11 protein-coding genes are annotated in these 15,262 nt (G+C 61.6%); 5 read left to right on the top strand and 6 right to left on the bottom strand.

Annotated features, from left to right (window positions below; translation table 11 throughout):
* Nucleotides 1-152 precede the first annotated feature (152 nt).
* The 3 genes from GVL52_RS06340 to GVL52_RS06330 all read right to left on the bottom strand — a co-directional run bounded on the left by GVL52_RS06340 (nt 153) and on the right by GVL52_RS06330 (nt 4,219).
* Entirely contained in the window at nt 153-1,538 is a 1,386-nt protein-coding gene (locus GVL52_RS06340) for a methyl-accepting chemotaxis protein (RefSeq protein ID WP_160004983.1), read from the bottom strand.
* A 124-nt stretch (nt 1,539-1,662) separates the two neighbouring features.
* Nucleotides 1,663-2,415, bottom strand: a complete 753-nt coding sequence (locus GVL52_RS06335) for a crotonase/enoyl-CoA hydratase family protein (RefSeq protein WP_160004981.1) — start codon at nt 2,413-2,415, stop codon at nt 1,663-1,665.
* A gap of 10 nt (nt 2,416-2,425) precedes the next feature.
* Complete coding sequence (locus GVL52_RS06330; RefSeq protein ID WP_160004979.1) at nt 2,426-4,219, bottom strand: acyl-CoA dehydrogenase; 1,794 nt, start codon at nt 4,217-4,219, stop codon at nt 2,426-2,428.
* Nucleotides 4,220-4,523: 304 nt separating this feature from the next.
* Between GVL52_RS06330 and GVL52_RS06325 the strand changes: the two genes are divergently transcribed.
* On the top strand, nt 4,524-5,519 hold the full coding sequence (locus GVL52_RS06325) for a transporter (RefSeq protein WP_160004977.1): 996 nt from the start codon (nt 4,524-4,526) through the stop codon (nt 5,517-5,519).
* A gap of 145 nt (nt 5,520-5,664) precedes the next feature.
* Here the strand turns inward: GVL52_RS06325 and GVL52_RS06320 are convergent, their stop codons facing one another.
* Nucleotides 5,665-6,195: a BA14K family protein gene (locus tag GVL52_RS06320; protein ID WP_160004975.1), complete on the bottom strand. Its 531-nt coding sequence runs from the start codon at nt 6,193-6,195 to the stop codon at nt 5,665-5,667.
* Between the two features lie 157 nt (nt 6,196-6,352).
* Between GVL52_RS06320 and GVL52_RS06315 the strand changes: the two genes are divergently transcribed.
* Nucleotides 6,353-7,417 carry a glycoside hydrolase family 25 protein gene (locus GVL52_RS06315; RefSeq protein ID WP_160004973.1) on the top strand — a complete coding sequence of 355 codons (1,065 nt, stop codon included), beginning with the start codon at nt 6,353-6,355 and terminating at the stop codon, nt 7,415-7,417.
* A 71-nt stretch (nt 7,418-7,488) separates the two neighbouring features.
* Here the strand turns inward: GVL52_RS06315 and GVL52_RS06310 are convergent, their stop codons facing one another.
* The gene (locus GVL52_RS06310; protein WP_160004971.1) at nt 7,489-8,733 is read right to left on the bottom strand and encodes an SRPBCC family protein; all 1,245 of its coding nucleotides are present in this window, start codon (nt 8,731-8,733) and stop codon (nt 7,489-7,491) included.
* 415 nt (nt 8,734-9,148) lie between these two features.
* Between GVL52_RS06310 and GVL52_RS06305 the strand changes: the two genes are divergently transcribed.
* The 3 genes from GVL52_RS06305 to GVL52_RS06295 all read left to right on the top strand — a co-directional run bounded on the left by GVL52_RS06305 (nt 9,149) and on the right by GVL52_RS06295 (nt 12,302).
* Nucleotides 9,149-9,757, top strand: coding sequence for a DUF6656 family protein (locus tag GVL52_RS06305; protein ID WP_160004969.1), 609 nt, complete (start codon nt 9,149-9,151; stop codon nt 9,755-9,757).
* A gap of 125 nt (nt 9,758-9,882) precedes the next feature.
* Nucleotides 9,883-10,857, top strand: a complete 975-nt coding sequence (locus GVL52_RS06300) for an L-threonylcarbamoyladenylate synthase (RefSeq protein WP_160004967.1) — start codon at nt 9,883-9,885, stop codon at nt 10,855-10,857.
* Between the two features lie 17 nt (nt 10,858-10,874).
* Nucleotides 10,875-12,302, top strand: coding sequence for an FAD-binding oxidoreductase (locus GVL52_RS06295; RefSeq protein ID WP_160004965.1), 1,428 nt, complete (start codon nt 10,875-10,877; stop codon nt 12,300-12,302).
* Between the two features lie 93 nt (nt 12,303-12,395).
* On the opposite strand, the gene GVL52_RS06290 is transcribed toward GVL52_RS06295, so the two are convergent.
* Nucleotides 12,396-15,140: a DUF1217 domain-containing protein gene (locus GVL52_RS06290; protein WP_160004963.1), complete on the bottom strand. Its 2,745-nt coding sequence runs from the start codon at nt 15,138-15,140 to the stop codon at nt 12,396-12,398.
* Nucleotides 15,141-15,262 lie beyond the last annotated feature (122 nt).

Below are 15,262 nucleotides of genomic sequence, written 5' to 3'. Positions count from 1 at the left end.
TTGATTAAAAGTATTACTTTTGGTTTTCGCCGGCCACCAGACACGCCAACGCAGCAAGCCTCCGAACCGCTGGCGGTTCGGAGGCTGACCATTTCGAGATATTTCGAGGTTTCCACCGCACTGACAAAACGAGGCGGCGGCTCTGCCGGTGATCAGGCGGCGCGGCGCATCCGGCCCGGCGCATCCTGCCGCTGGCGGAATGTCGATGCGAGGCCGCTCAGAACATCGGCCTGCTCGGCCAGACCATGCACGGCAGCGGCCGTCTCTTCGACGATGGCCGCGTTCTGCTGGGTGGCGCCATCCATCTGGTTGATGGCGGAATTGATCTCCGCCAGCCCTGACGACTGCTCCCTTGCCGAATCCGCAATGGTGGTGGCCAGCGTGGAGATATGCGAGAGGTGGCCGATGATATCGGTCAGCGCCTTGCCGCTGTCGCTGACCAGCGAAACGCCGCGTTCGACCTGCGTTCCCGAGTTGACGATCAGCGTCTTGATTTCCTTTGCCGCCTTGGCCGAGCGCTGCGCCAGTTCACGCACTTCCTGGGCGACAACGGCAAAGCCGCGACCCGCCTCGCCGGCACGGGCGGCCTCGACACCGGCGTTCAGCGCCAGGAGGTTGGTCTGGAAGGCAATCTCGTCAATGACGCCGATGATCTGGTTGATCGCCTTGGAGGACTGGGCGATCTCGTCGATTGCCGCAACCGTCATGTTGGAGATCTTTTCGGATTCCTCGGCATCCTGCTTGGCCTTGGCCGAGAAATTGGCTGCGGTGGCGGCACTTTCCGCCGTGCTTGAGACGGCTTCCGTCATCTGGTTGAGGGCGGCTGCCGTCTCTTCGACGCTGGCTGCCTGCTGTTCGGTGCGGCGGGCGGTATCGTCGGTGGCGCGGCTGAGTTCGGCGACGGTGGCGCGGATCGACTCGGCGTTTTCGGCCAGCTTGCCGATGACGCCGGCGAGCTGATCGACGGTGCCGTTGAAGTCCTGCCGCAGCGTTTCATAGTCCTGCGGGAAGCGCGTGTTCAAGAGACAGTTCAAGTCGCCGGCCGCCAGCTTTCTGAGCGCTGCCGCCAGCGTCTGCACGACATCGGCCTGTTCGGCTGCCTTGGCATCGTCGCGCTTGCGTGCTTCGGCCTCGAGCTTGCGCATCTTCACGACGTCGCGGATGTCCTGCCAGAAGACCACCTGTGCGTCGCGACCGGCGACCCTGGCCTGGATGATGGTGGCCAGAACCGGAAGCGGCGTGCCGTCGAGACGCTGATGATCCCATTCAAAACGCGCCATGCCGCTCTTCTTGATTTCCGCGAAGATCGCAACGGCCGCCTCGCCGGTCGGGCGACCATCGGACTGCACGGCCGGAGAGAGCTTTGCCGGGTGGATGCCGATGATCTTTTCGCGCGGCAAGTCGAGCATGCGCTCCATCGCCTGATTGCAATCGACGATGTGCTCGTCTTCCAGTACGTAATAGGCATCCGGTGATTGCATGAAAATGAAATCAGAGATTTCCTGACGGAACGACAATGCACTTTTAAATAGTTTCACGGCTTAATCCTCTGGTTTTCCTGAGAATTCCCGTACGCGGTTAAATTATTGTAAATTCCTACTTTATGAATTTCATCTATGACAAATACACTTTGCCGAAAGCCACCGCCATGTGGCGTAGACATCAGCGCCGCATGAAGGCTTCGAACGCGGCGCGGGCTTCCGCACTCTGGAGACGCGCTGCGAAATGGCGGGCCTCCTCGTCGATCCTCGCGATGATGTCCTCGCGGTCACCGCGGATCAGATCGCGGGAGATGCGCAGTGCTTCGGGTGGCTTGAGGGCGAGTTTTGTGGCGATGGCGAGCGTTGCGGCTTCCACGTCCTGCGGTTCGCAGACTTTCCAGACCAGACCGGCTTCGCGCGCCTCCTCGCCCGAAAATGCCTCGCCGGCGGCGAGCATCGCGAAGGCGCGCTGCTGGCCCATGATGCGCGGGGCGATCAGGCTGGAGGCTGCTTCCGGCACCAGCGCCAGATCGACGAAGGGGGTGCGGAACTGGCTGCGGGCGGAGGCAACCGTCATGTCGCAATGGAGATGCATGGTGGTGCCGATGCCGATCGCCAGGCCATCGACGCCTGACACAATTGGTTTCGTCGAGCGCACCAGCGCATGGAGGAAGCCGATCACCTCGCGCGGCATGCCGCCACCCATCGCCGCGGCAAGGAAGTCGCCGAGATCGTTGCCTGCAGAAAAGCAGCCTTCGGTGCCGAGGAAGGCGGTGGCGCGGATGGCAGGGTCGCTATCGGCAGCGGTGAGCGCCTCGGTCATCGTCACGTACATGGCGCGGGTGATGGCGTTCTTCTTGTCGGGACGGTTGAAGCGGATGATCCGGACGCCGGGATGAGTGGCTGGCTGTTCGACGATGATATGCTCGGTCATGGCGACTTCCTCAGGCGAGAACGGATCTGGCAGCGGCAAGGCTCGCGGCACCTGAGATGACGGTGTCCCTGAGTGCTGATGTTTCGGCGAGCAGGTTTTCGGCGGCAAATCGGCACAGCGCGATGCGGGTATCCGTTTTGCCATCGGTGACTTCGGCAAGGCCGCCCTTGGCGAGATAGCAGCCGGTCAGCGTCAGCCCGAACAGGCGCTGGTAGGGCGTGGCGCCAGACAGGGCTTCGGCCGTCCTGCCGTCGGCCAGTTGCGCCAGCAGCCAGTCGGTGGCTTCGGTAAGGTCGGATATCGACCTGTCCAACCGGTCGGCCGTGGTGCCGAAGCCGTCGCGGCTGGAGCGTCTGGTGTCGTCGGCGATTGCTTGTAATTCGGCGATCAGGCTGCGGATTTCGGCGCCGCCGGAGAGCGGCAGCTTGCGGGTGACGAGGTCGATCGCCTGGATGCCGTTTGTGCCCTCGTAGATCGGGGCGATGCTGATGTCGCGGAGGTAGCGGGCGGCACCTGTTTCCTCGATGAAGCCCATGCCGCCATGCACCTGGATGCCGAGCGAGGCGACATCGACGCCGATATCGGTGGCGAAGGATTTGGCAACGGGGGTCAGCAGCGCGGCGCGCTCCTGCCAGTGCCTGTTATCGCGGCTTGCGCGGTGTGCCATGTCGGTGGCATGGGCGCAGCTGTAGGCGATGGCGCGGGCACCCTGGGTCAACGCCTTCATCGTCAACAGCATGCGGGCGACATCGGGGTGGTCGATGATCGGGCTCATGCCTGATCCGCTGATGCCCGAGCCGCTCCAGCCGGGCGCCTTGCCCTGGGTGCGGTCCCGGGCATACGCGATGGCTTTCTGGGTGGCGGCTTCGGCGATGGCGACGCCCTGCATGCCGACGGCAAGGCGGGCGTTGTTCATCATCGTGAACATGCAGGCCAGCCCCTTGTTCTCTTCGCCGACCAGCCAACCGATGGCACCCTTCTCGTCTCCGAACCGGCCGTCGCCATAGATCATCGTGCAGGTGGGCGAGCCGTGGATGCCGAGCTTGTGTTCCAGCGAGTGGGCGAAGAGATCGTTGCGGGCCCCGAGCGAACCGTCGTCGTTGACGAGGAATTTCGGCACCAGGAACAGCGAGATGCCGCGGGTTCCCGCAGGCGCATCCGGCAGGCGGGCGAGCACCAGATGGATGATGTTGTCGGCGGCGTCGTGTTCGCCCCAGGTGATGAAGATCTTCTGGCCGAAGATGCGGTAGGTGCCGTCGTCGCGGCGTTCGGCGCGGGTCTTCAGCACGCCGAGATCGGAGCCGGCATGCGGCTCGGTCAGGTTCATCGTGCCTGTCCATTCGCCGGAGACCATTTTGGCCAAATAGGTCTGCTTCAGCGCGTCGCTGCCGTGGGTATGGACCGCTTCGGTGGCACCCATGGTCAGCGTCGGGCAGAGCGCAAACGCCATCGAGCCGGAGTTCCACATTTCAAGCGCTGCAACGTTGAGCATATGCGGCAGCGCCTGGCCGCCGAATTCTTCTGATGCGGTCAGACCGTTCCAGCCGCCTGCAATCCAATGCTGGTAGAGATCGCGCCAGCCATCCGGCGTCGTCACCTCGCCATCCGAGATGCGGGCGCCCTGGCGGTCACCGGTCTCGCCGAGCGGGACGATTTCGTCGCTGGCAAAGCGGCCGGCTTCAGACAGGATGGCATCGACCAGATCGTCGCCGAGATCGCCGAGCAGGCCGTCATCGAGCGCTTGCCCAAGACCGGCCACGTGCTTCAGGGTGAATGCGATCTCCTCGACGGGTGCCTTGTACATGTTGGTCTCCTCGTATTTCCGGCGGTTTGGGGCATCCTCTCCCCTTTCCGCTCCTCCGTCGGCAGAGCTAATTGATTTTTACGTAAACGTCAATTTTAAACTGATGCGGGAGATCGCAAACGCGGCGTGGGTGCGCGTCCTGAAACTGTCATGAAACTGCAAGATAAGTGTCATAGAGAAGCTCTAAGGCATGGTCCAAAAGGGTCCCGCCAACAGGCGCGACACCCTGCCCCATTTCCCCGGGGCACGGCAGATGGAGCGCTGTGGTCGACACTACACGCAGTCGCAAAAGGACCCGCAAACCATGGATACACTGCCTGTCAGCATGCCGGGTTTTGTCTGGGGCTACCGCTTTCCTGTGGATGGCAGCAAACCGACGCGCCTGACCAACAGCGCGGTGGCTGCCGATCTGACCATCGACGACGGCTTCTACTGGCTGCATCTCAACCTCGCCGATGCGCGCGTCCCGGCCCTTCTGGACACACTCTCCGGCCTGAATGACGACGCCAAATCGGCATTGACCACCCATGACACGCATGCGGCCATCACCGTGGACGAACAGCTGCTCTACGGCACGCTGGTCGATTGCCAGCGCGAATTCGACCACGAGACCGCCGATCTCGGCTGGCTGCATTTCGCCATCTCAGACCGGTTCATCATCACCACGCGGCTGCAGCCGCTGCGCAGCGTCGAGCGGGCGCGGTTGCTGATCGAGAAGAACCCGGCGAAGTTCACCCGCCCCGTCGATCTGTTCGAACTGCTGGTGACCGAGTTCCAGCGCACGCTGATCTCGATCGTCATGGACCTTACCGAAGAGCTGAACGTGATCGAGGACTTCGTCTACGACACGGCACCGCGCGACGAGCGGCGGCGCCTGGCGCCGGTGCGGCGGACGGTGGTGCGCATCCACCGGCATCTCAGGACCATGCTGGCCCTGATGCGCCGGGCGGCGGCATCCGATGACGACGAGATGCCGTTCGGCTTCGAGGATATTGCCGGCCGATTGACGGCGCGGCTGGAGACCGTCGATCACGACATCTACGCGCTGCAGGACCGGGCGCGGCTGCTGCACGAGGAAATCGATTCGAAGCTGTCTTCGGAGACCAACCGGCATCTGTATATTCTATCGATCATGACGGCGTTCCTGCTGCCGCCGACTTTGGTGACCGGGTTCTTCGGGATGAACACGGCGGACCTGCCGTTTACGCAAGGCGCAACAGGGACCGAATACGCGATCGTGCTGATCATCGCCTCGATCGCGCTGGCGTGGTGGTTGCTGAAGCGGGTGGATATTTTGTGAGGTGCGGGTGTCTCGCTTGAGGCTACGCGGGCAGCCCCAGCCGCTTCGCCCCAACGGGGAGAAGCGGCGGAGCGCCAAGCGAGGCGATCAATGGCGCCCCAAGCGGCAGGCGAAGGGCACCAATCAACACCGCTACATCACCGCATCAATACGGCGACACGCACTGCCGGCGCGGGCCGTTGTTGGGCTGGTAGGTGTTGTCGTAGGCACGATAGGAGCGATAGCGCTGCTCGCACCAGGCAATATGGCCGTTGCCGACGGGTTCGGCATATCGTGGCTGGCTGGCGATGGCGCCGCCGATCACCGCGCCGGCACCGAAGGCTGCCAGCGGATACCAGTAGCCATTGTAGTGGCGGTAGCCGGGGCGGGCATAGTTATAGCCGCGGTAGCCACCATACCAGCCGGCACGATAGGCGGGCCTATAGGCCGGGCGGTATGCGGGAGCGTAGCCAGGCCGGCCGTAATAGCCACCAGGGCGACCGTAATAACCGCCGGGGCGGCCGCCGCAGCGTCCGTAACGGCAATACTGGACATTCAGCGCGTCGGCTGATTTTTCCACCTGCGGGGCGGCAGGCATCTGCACCGCCTGCGATGGCGCAAAGCTTGTCAGAAGCATCAGCGACGATATGGCGGCGACGGCTGCCTGCTTCCACGAGCGAGACAATGACCTGGGCATGGAGGACTCCAATCTCAATGTAAATGGACCCGAGACGTAACGTATAGATGGGGAGGATGTTCCATCGGCGATGTTTTTTCGCGACTGTTGCCGATTTTTTGTTTATGCGTAAGAGCTGATTAACCTTCTATTAACCAGTTTTCACCACTCTCGTTACATGAAGCAACACCAGGGAAGAGCCATTCTTCGTTTTCTGCTTCTGGCGATCATAGCCGGAACGTCTGGTTACGCCACAGCCAACGATACCCTCCCCTGGAAAAAGGCCGACAATGCGCTGGTCGTCGATGGCTACGAGCTGAACACCATCGACTGGGAATCGCTTTTGACCGACAAGCGGATCGCCGGCTTCATTTCCAAGGCATCGGACGGCCTGCCGGAGAGCTTTTCGTGCACCGGCGACCATGCCGGCGACACGATGGCGCACTGCAAGACGATGTGGCGCAAATATGCGGTGAGCCGCGAGTTGTTCCAGACGCGGCGACTGGTGGCGCGCGGTGCCGGGCTGCTCTGGGGCTCGTACCATCTGGCGCGTCCCGGCAATCCGATCGATCAGGCCAATCACTTCCTCGATTACGCGACGCCGAAACCCGACGAGATGATGATCCTCGATCTGGAAGGGATCGATTCGAAGAAATTCATGTCGCTGGAGGATGCGCAGATCTTCGTCGGCCACATCAAGGCGCGGACCGGCCGCTATCCGGTGCTCTACACCAACCACGACACGGCGCGATACATCGCCGCCTACCGCAACGACTATCCGGTGCTGGCCCGCCTGCCGATCTGGTATGCGCGCTACAAGCCGGACGTCAAAGGCGTGTTCCCGATGGGCAACTGGGACAACTACCTGCTCTGGCAATTCTCCGCCGGACCCAATTGCAGCAAACGGCGCTGCCCCTATCGCGTCCCCGGCACGCTCACCGATATCGACGTCAATGTCGCCGCCATGAACAAGGCGGATCTGTCAAAGATCTGGGCGCAGGGCAACCTGCTGCCGGCGCGCGAGCCCGATCCGCCACTGATGCTCGCCAAGCGCGAGATGGAGCCGTTGCGCGCGCCGCAGCCGTCGAGCCTGATCGCAGCATCGACGCCGGGGCTGCCGCCGATCGCGCAATTGCCGCTGGTGATGCCGCAGGTGGCCGTTACCGTGGCCTCGCAGGATGCGATCGTCACCTCTTCGGTGCCATCACGCGAAATCAATGCGCTGAACTACCAGGACTTCTGATCACCTCCCAAAACGAGAACGGCCCCGGCTTCACTGAAGCACGGGGCCGTTTCCAATTGTGTGCGTCGATCTCAGGCGACGACGGAAAGCTTGGCCTGATCGCCCTGCAGGCGGTTGACCATGAACATCGAGTACCATTCGAGGAACTGCATGACGCCGCCTTCGTGCAGCATCGAATAGGGACCGGGCTCATAGGCCGGCGAATGGATGCCGAAGGCGTTTTCCTCGACGATCCGGCGGTCCTGATCGTTGGTCTCGGTCCAGACGTGGGTCAATTCATCGAGATTGTAATCGACGCCCTCGACGGCATCCTTGTGGACCAGCCACTTGGTGGTCACCTGGGTCTCGTTGGCGCTGAGCGGCAGGACGCGGAAAGAGATCGCGTGGTCGCCGAGAATGTGGTTCCAGGTGGTGGGATAGTGGAACAGCAGCATGGTGCCGATCCGGTCGATCGTCACGTCGTCCGACAGCGGACGGGCGACGGCGCGGCGGCCGGACATGGTGTAGCTCTCGGCATCCTCGATCAGCGGCATGCGGGCGGCGCGGAACTGGCCATCCGGCGAGATCTGGAACTTGCTCGGCAGGCCGGCATCTTCGCAGCGCGCCCAGTGGCCTGCGATCTCTGGATCGTCGGCACCGCCATCGGTGCCGGTGACGCTCGGCGCCTCCGGGTAGGTGCGGCAGAGTTCCGGGTGGTTGGCGGCGCAGTGGTAGCACTCGCGGTTGTTTTCCCAGACGAGCTTCCAGTTGCCCTTCTCCACGATGGTGCTCTCGAAGGCGATCTTGGCGTCCTTCAGGTGATGCGGCATCATGTAGGGCGCGACCATGTCGCGAACCGGCTGGAAATCCGGCGCCTTGTCGGCAAGACAGATGAAGATATAGCCCGCGAAGCTTTCGCAGTGGACAGGCTTCAGGCCGAAATCGGTCTTGTCGAAATCATCGCCCATGTGGCGGGCGAAGGCGAGCTTGCCGTCGAGATCGTAGGCCCACTGGTGATAGGGGCAGACGAGACGGACGGAAGAGCCGTGATCCTTGGTGCAGACGCGCGAGCCGCGATGGCGACAGCTGTTGTGGAAGGCGCGGATGACATTGTCGCGGCCGCGGACGATGACGACGGGATACTGGCCGATCTGGACGGTGAAATAGGCACCGGCCTTCGGCAGTTCGCAATCATGGCCCATGAACAGCCAGTCGCGATAATAGATCGTTTCCATATCGAGCTTGAAGTAGTCCTCGTCGATATAGAAGGGCTGCTCGAGGCTGAAGCCCTCGCGGCGGTTCTTGAGCTGGCGTAAAACGTTGCTGCGAATATCCATCTGCATATCCTCGTCTAGTCGGGCCGCCGCTTGCTGCAAGGCGAAGACCGCGGGGAGCCTCTGCTCCCTCTCCGTCAGGAGATGTTCCTCATAAACTCCATTTAATCACCGCCCACGCTGGCCGCGTGGTTGCAAAGCGACATCGGCTTCGAAAATGGCGACAGCCGGGCACACACTGCATGATAGAACCGCCAACCGCATATTCTGACGCTGCTTCAAATGTATATGGACATCTGCGGCAGGTCGGAAACCTCGGCACCGCGAGGGCCAGGTCACCGATCGCGATCAGGATATCCTGTTTACGACAATTTGCACCACAGGTTTTCGCCCGCTGCGCCGCACCCCGCTGGTTAACATGACGTTAAGCATGTTTGCCTATCCTTTCGCGAACAGACAAGCATGCGGAACAGGGACCATGGCGAAACTTCGTTACTTCGACGCCAAAGCGAACATGGACCAGCCGGCAGCGCAACCTGTCGCCCGGCATTCGGAATTCCTGCGCACCGGCAAGATCACCCGCCACCAGTCGCACTGGCTGGCGGCCGAGCGTCGCTATCTGACCCATGACGAAGTGGCCGAGAAGACCGGCCGCAAGCTGCAGACAGCCGGCGAGAAGACGCATCAGCATATCAACGGCTTTCACCGCACCATCCAGTTTCCGAAAATGGTGTTTCATCGCACGCTGCCGGACAGCCCGCATCTCGGCTATTGCCACGTCACGGCGGCGCGGACCAAGTTCGCCGAGTATCAGGCCGTCAGCTGGGCCTTCTACATCGCCAATTTCTATGCCGACATCAGCGACAACGACAATTTCTTCGAGAAGATCGATGTCCGCTATTCCAGGATGTACTTCGCGGTGGCGATCCGGCCCGGCGAGCATACGGCCGAGAAGATGACGATCGATCGCAATATCCGTGGCAACGGCCTGCTGTTTCGCACCGACGATCCGCAGGTGGCGATCCGCAACGTGCTGTTGCTCGGGGCCCGCAACGAGCAGCTGCGCGAAATCATTCGCCAGCTCTGATGGGATCAAAGACAAGCTTCGATCGGGATCAAAGACGAGCTTCGATCGGGCAATCCGAAAGCTCCGATGTTGATCGAGGCGCCGGGAAGGCATAAGGACTGCCGGACAGGATATCCGGGCAGACCATGGCAGAGATCATCGACATCAGAACCAACAAGCAGCAGGCAATCGAGGCTGCCAGTAAGGTGCTGGGCGACGGTCTGCCGATCGCCATCCCGACCGAGACCGTCTACGGCCTTGCCGCCGATGCCACCAATCCGGCGGCGATCGCACGGATCTACGAGACCAAGGGCCGGCCGCAATTCAATCCGCTGATCTGCCACATGGCGGACCTTGCGATGGCCGAGGACTATGCCGATTTCGATCCGATATCGCGGGCGCTGGCGGAAGCCTTCTGGCCGGGTCCGCTGACGATCGTGGTGCCGCTGAAGACCGAAAGCGGCATTCATGCGCTGGCAACGGCCGGTCTCGACACCGTCGGCATTCGCGTGCCGAAGGGATTTGCCGGCGAACTGATCCGTGCGTTCGGTCACCCGCTGGCAGCGCCCAGCGCCAATACATCGGGCAAGATCAGCGCCACCAGCGCTGCCCATGTCGAGGCCGATCTCGGCGGCAAGATCAAACTTATCCTCGATGCCGGTGCCAGCGATGTCGGCGTCGAGTCCACCATCGTCAAGGTCGAGAACGGCAAGATCAGGCTGCTGCGCCCGGGCGGGCTGCCCGCCTCTGAGATCGAACGCGTCAGCGGCCAGAGACTGATGCGCTCGAAGACGGCATCGGCTGCCATCGAGGCGCCGGGCATGCTGGCCTCGCATTATGCGCCCGGTGCAGCCGTTCGGCTGGACGCCGTTGACGTCGGGGACCGGGAGGCGTTGATCGCCTTCGGCGCCTCGCCTGTCGTCGGTTCGGAGACGGCACGGATCGTGCTCAATCTCAGCCCGAACGGCGATCTTGCCGAAGCGGCAACCAATCTGTTCGATTACATGAAGCGGGCCGATGCCAGCGGTGCTGCGACCATCGCCTTTACCGCCATTCCCGACGAGGGTCTCGGCGAAGCCATCAACGACCGGCTGCGGCGCGCCGCAGCGCCGCGGGAATGACAGAGGACAAAAGCCCGATGAGCAGCGTTTCACCTGACCTACTCGACCGTTTTGCAGCCATCGTCGGCGACAAATATGCCTTGCGCGGAGAAGCCGATCTGGCGCCGCACCTGATCGAGAACCGTGGCCTCTATCGTGGCGCCTCGCCGATGCTGCTGAAGCCTGCCAATGTGCAGGAAGTGTCCGCGATCATGAAGCTTGCCAGCGAGACCGGCACTGCCGTCGTGCCGCAGACCGGCAATACCGGGTTGGTCGGCGGCCAGACACCGCGCGAGGGGAAATCCGACATCATCCTGTCGCTAGAGCGGATGAACAAGGTCCGCGACGTCGATCCCGTTGCCAACGTGCTGGTGGCCGATGGCGGGGCGATCCTGGCCGAGGTGCAGAAGGCGGCCGAAGCGCATGGCCGGCTGTTTCCGCTGTCGCTCGGCTCGGAAGGGTCGTGCCGGATCGGCGGCAACCTGTCGACCAATGCCGGTGGCACTGCGGTTCTCGCCTACGGCAACATGCGCCAGCTCTGCCTCGGGCTCGAGGTGGTGCTGCCGACCGGCGAGATCTGGGACGGTCTGCGCCGGCTGAAGAAGGACAATACCGGCTACGATCTGCGCGACCTGTTCATCGGCGCCGAAGGCACGCTCGGGATCATCACCGGCGCGGTGCTCAAGCTGTTTCCGCAGCCGCTCGGCAAGCAGGTGGCGTTTGCCGGGCTCAACTCGGTCGAGGATGCGCTGTCGCTGTTCAATCTTGCCTCCAGCCTGTGCGGCACATCGCTGACCGGCTTCGAGCTGATGCCGCGCTTCGGCGTCGAGATCACCGCCCGCAATATCGACGGGGTGCGCGATCCGCTGGAGACGGCGCATGCCTGGTACGTGCTGATCGACATCTCCACTTCGGACTCGGCCGAAACCGCGGAGCGGATGATGACGGCGGTGCTGGAACAGGGGTTCGAGCAGGGCTTGGTGCAGGATGCGGTGATCGCCTCGTCGGTGGCGCAGCAGACGGCGCTCTGGCACATGCGCGAGAGCATGTCGGAAGCGCAGAAGCCGGAAGGCGGGTCAATCAAGCATGACGTCTCGGTGCCTGTCTCGACGGTGCCGCAGTTCATGCACGAGGCCGAGCGGGCGGTCATGGCGGCGATGCCGGGTGCGCGCATCTGCGCCTTCGGCCATATGGGCGACGGCAATATCCACTACAACATCTCCCAGCCCATCGGTGCCGACAAGCAGGCGTTCGTGGCCCGCTGGCACGAGATGAACGTCATCGTTCACGGGCTGGTTCTGGCGCATGGCGGCTCGATCTCGGCAGAACACGGCATCGGCCAGTTGAAGCGCGACGAACTGGCGGCGATCCGCCCGGCAATCGAGATCGACCTGATGCGGCGCATAAAGCATGCCTTCGATCCGGCCGGGATCATGAACCCCGGCAAGGTCGTCAGCGTCGATTGATCGATCGGCGTCGGGTATTGCCGGTCGTACCTGCCGAGCGCCCAAGCGGCGTGCTTTGGTTGCACGCCGGAGCGTTTCGACTTCAGGCGCCCATTATCTGTTGCTGTTGCTGTTGGCACGCGCGGTGTTGGACGCCTGGATGATACTGAGCGCCGGCGATGTGGTTGTGTTGTTCGCCAGGTCGTACATCGCCGTGAAGCGCGTCATCAGCTTGTCGATCTTCTTCGGATCCTGGAAATCGGTCACGTCGATGAACTTCTTCAACAGGTCGGCCTGCTTGTCGACGTCCATGTTCGACATGCTGGTCGGCAGGCTGTAGGTCGTCGTGATCACCTGGAACAGCGCCTGATCGCCGATCAGCGTGTAGATCGAGGTGACGCTTGGCGCCTTGCGGGCAAAGTAGAGCGCCAAACGGACGCCGTCATTGGTCTCGCCCTGCTGGGTTTCCAGCGTCATCTGCAGGTAGCTCTGCTGCGTCCGGTCTTGGGCGCCGACGTTCTGGATGGCACCGATCTTCGATCGTGTGAGATCGCCTGCCATATCGAAGTTGAAGTCGGCAACGATGTTCTTGAACACCGTTGGAGCCGTCGCGTTCAGATAGCTGCGGGTATCCGTCGGATCGGAGGTGAATATCTTGCGCAATGTCGCTTCGTCGTAGTCCTTCGGATCGAGGCTATTGGCCTTCAGGACGAAACTGGTCAGCTTGTCGTTCGACAGGAAATCATCGAGAGACTTGACGTCGGCCATGGCCGTTGCAAAGTCATCGACATCAGTCTTGGCATCCTTGGATGCCTTGTCTCTGACGGCACCGGCGGCCATTCCCAGGGTGGCGAGGGAACTGTAGGTCGTTGCATATTTGGCGATGACCGCCGTCGGCAGCGCCTGTATCTCGGAGGTCGCCTCGCCGTCGGAATCGAAGTTGAAGGAACGCGCCAGGTTGGTGATGCGCTCATCCTTGAACGAGGCGACATAACCCTCTGGATCGTAGGGATCGCTCGCCAGCAGCTTGCGCATTGTCGAGCGCGGCATATCCTGCTCCGTCAGGCCATAGGCGCGGAGCGCGACCTGGTATGGGTCCGGCAGGCTGTCATTGGACCTGTCGGTATCGGCTGTCGCGTTGGAGCGCAGGAGATCGGTGATGTTGTCGACGTTTCCGTCGGTCAGGCGCGTCTTGTAGTTGGCCACGGCCTCATCGATCGCGGTCTGCTGGTCATCGGCGTAATGTGCGGTGTAGAGCGTGCTGACATTGTTCGTCTGCAGTGTGCTTTGCGGGCCTGAGGCAGCAGAGGCTGATCCATCGGCGGCAAAGCTGAAGGCGGCATTGGCATTGCTGAAGCCGGCGGAGGCTGCAAAAGCTGGATCGGTCAGGATGCTTTTCAGATCTGCATCGCTCGTATTGCCTGGTATGGCATAGGTTGCCTTCAGGAAATCCGTCATCTTCGGATCGGCGATCAGAGCATCGACACTGGAGAGCGTGCCGATCTTGTTCTGGAAATAGGTGAGATTGTCGGCGGCGTTGTCGCCGATCTGACGGATCTGGGTGCTGGTCTGCGCGCTGGCACCCGAGGAGACGGTGCCGTCTGCCTGGAAGTTGAAGGACGCGTTGACCGTCTCGTAGCCGAGCATGGTGGCGTAGGTGGGATCTGTCAGGACACTTTTGAGGTCGGCGTCGCTCAACGTCGACGACATGCCGTAGGCGTTCTTGATGAAGGCCGTCATCTTCGGATCTGCAATCAGGTCGTCAACGGTCTGGATGCCGGTGATCTTTGCGTTATAGGCGCTTGCCAGGCCATCGGCCGTCGATGCCATCGAACCCATCTGGGTGGACGTCTGGGCGACATAGGATGCCTTGGAGGTATCGATCGTGCCATCGGCGTTGAAATTGAACGCGGCCTTCACGGACCCGTAGTCGAGCGATGTCGCATAGCTGGAATCGGTCAGCACTTTCTTCAGGGCGGCGTCGCTGAAATCAGCACCCATGCTGAATGCGGACTTGATATAGGAGGTCAGCCGCTTGTCGGCGATCAGGCCATCGACATCGGTGACATTGCCGATGTTCGCCTGGAAATAGGCCTTGTTGTATTCGGCGGCCTTCGGAGTGACGATCGAGGGAACAGTCAGGTTGTACTGTTCCATCACGGCATTCTTCTGTGTCGCGGTCTGCGCGGCGCCATTGACCGTGCCATCGGCATTGAAACTGAACTGGGCGGCGAGCGCCTTGTATTTGGCGTTGCCGTTGACATTGACGAAACTGGTCGGATCGTTGATGTCGCTGGTCAGAACCTGGCTGAGGAAACTGGACGAGACATAGGTCGGATCGATGTCAAAAGCGCCCAGCACATATGTCCGCAAGCGAGTATTTCCGGTGATACCGCTGACGGTCTGCACCTTGTCGATCGCTGTGCTGTAATAGTTCGTTTCGGTCGTCGCTTTCGTGCCTTCGTCGGCATAGGACTGCGTGTAGAGACCGAGAAGATCGTCTTCCTGCGTGTCACTTTGCGCGTCCGTCGCCGTCGTTCCGAAGTTGAAGGCCGATGCGAAATCCTTGTAGCGCGTGTCCGACAGCTTGTTTGCAAAGCTTTCCGGATCGGTCAAGTCGCTCTCGAGGACCTTCTTCATGAACGCCTTGGCGTAGGTCATGTCCTCAAGACCATAGGACTTCATCGCATAGCTGTAGAGTTTATAGTTGCCGAGAAAGTCGTCTATGTCTTTGACTTTATTGATATTATCTTCGTAATACTGAGCTTCGCGCTTCACCGTCGACTGCGATGCGACGCGGTCGAGGCTCTTCTGCATATCGTTCGTCAATATATTGTAGGCCAACGAAGCGGAGATCATGAGCGTTCTTTTCCGGCAAAGTCTTAGAATAAGGACAGACTGGTTCTGGCCCATTTTGCTATGAAAAGCTTACCCGAGACTTACCCGCCCGCTGTTACGGGTTGGCACACCTCCTCGTTCAC

It is taken from the genome of Rhizobium sp. 18055 (genome assembly GCF_902706285.1).
In the GTDB taxonomy this organism is placed as follows: domain Bacteria; phylum Pseudomonadota; class Alphaproteobacteria; order Rhizobiales; family Rhizobiaceae; genus Rhizobium.
The sequence above is the reverse complement of the archived record's forward strand: the minus strand, read 5'-3'. Positions and strand labels throughout refer to the sequence as shown.

Excerpts from the sequence above, each read along its gene's own strand:
- GVL52_RS06335 (WP_160004981.1), bottom strand. The coding sequence starts at position 2,415 with ATGACCGAGCATATCATCGTCGAACAGCCAGCCACTCATCCCGGCGTC.
- GVL52_RS06330 (WP_160004979.1), bottom strand. The coding sequence starts at position 4,219 with ATGTACAAGGCACCCGTCGAGGAGATCGCATTCACCCTGAAGCACGTG.
- GVL52_RS06325 (WP_160004977.1), top strand. The coding sequence starts at position 4,524 with ATGGATACACTGCCTGTCAGCATGCCGGGTTTTGTCTGGGGCTACCGC.
- GVL52_RS06320 (WP_160004975.1), bottom strand. The coding sequence starts at position 6,195 with ATGCCCAGGTCATTGTCTCGCTCGTGGAAGCAGGCAGCCGTCGCCGCC.
- GVL52_RS06315 (WP_160004973.1), top strand. The coding sequence starts at position 6,353 with ATGAAGCAACACCAGGGAAGAGCCATTCTTCGTTTTCTGCTTCTGGCG.
- GVL52_RS06310 (WP_160004971.1), bottom strand. The coding sequence starts at position 8,733 with ATGGATATTCGCAGCAACGTTTTACGCCAGCTCAAGAACCGCCGCGAG.
- GVL52_RS06305 (WP_160004969.1), top strand. The coding sequence starts at position 9,149 with ATGGCGAAACTTCGTTACTTCGACGCCAAAGCGAACATGGACCAGCCG.
- GVL52_RS06300 (WP_160004967.1), top strand. The coding sequence starts at position 9,883 with ATGGCAGAGATCATCGACATCAGAACCAACAAGCAGCAGGCAATCGAG.
- GVL52_RS06295 (WP_160004965.1), top strand. The coding sequence starts at position 10,875 with ATGAGCAGCGTTTCACCTGACCTACTCGACCGTTTTGCAGCCATCGTC.
- GVL52_RS06290 (WP_160004963.1), bottom strand. The coding sequence starts at position 15,140 with ATGATCTCCGCTTCGTTGGCCTACAATATATTGACGAACGATATGCAG.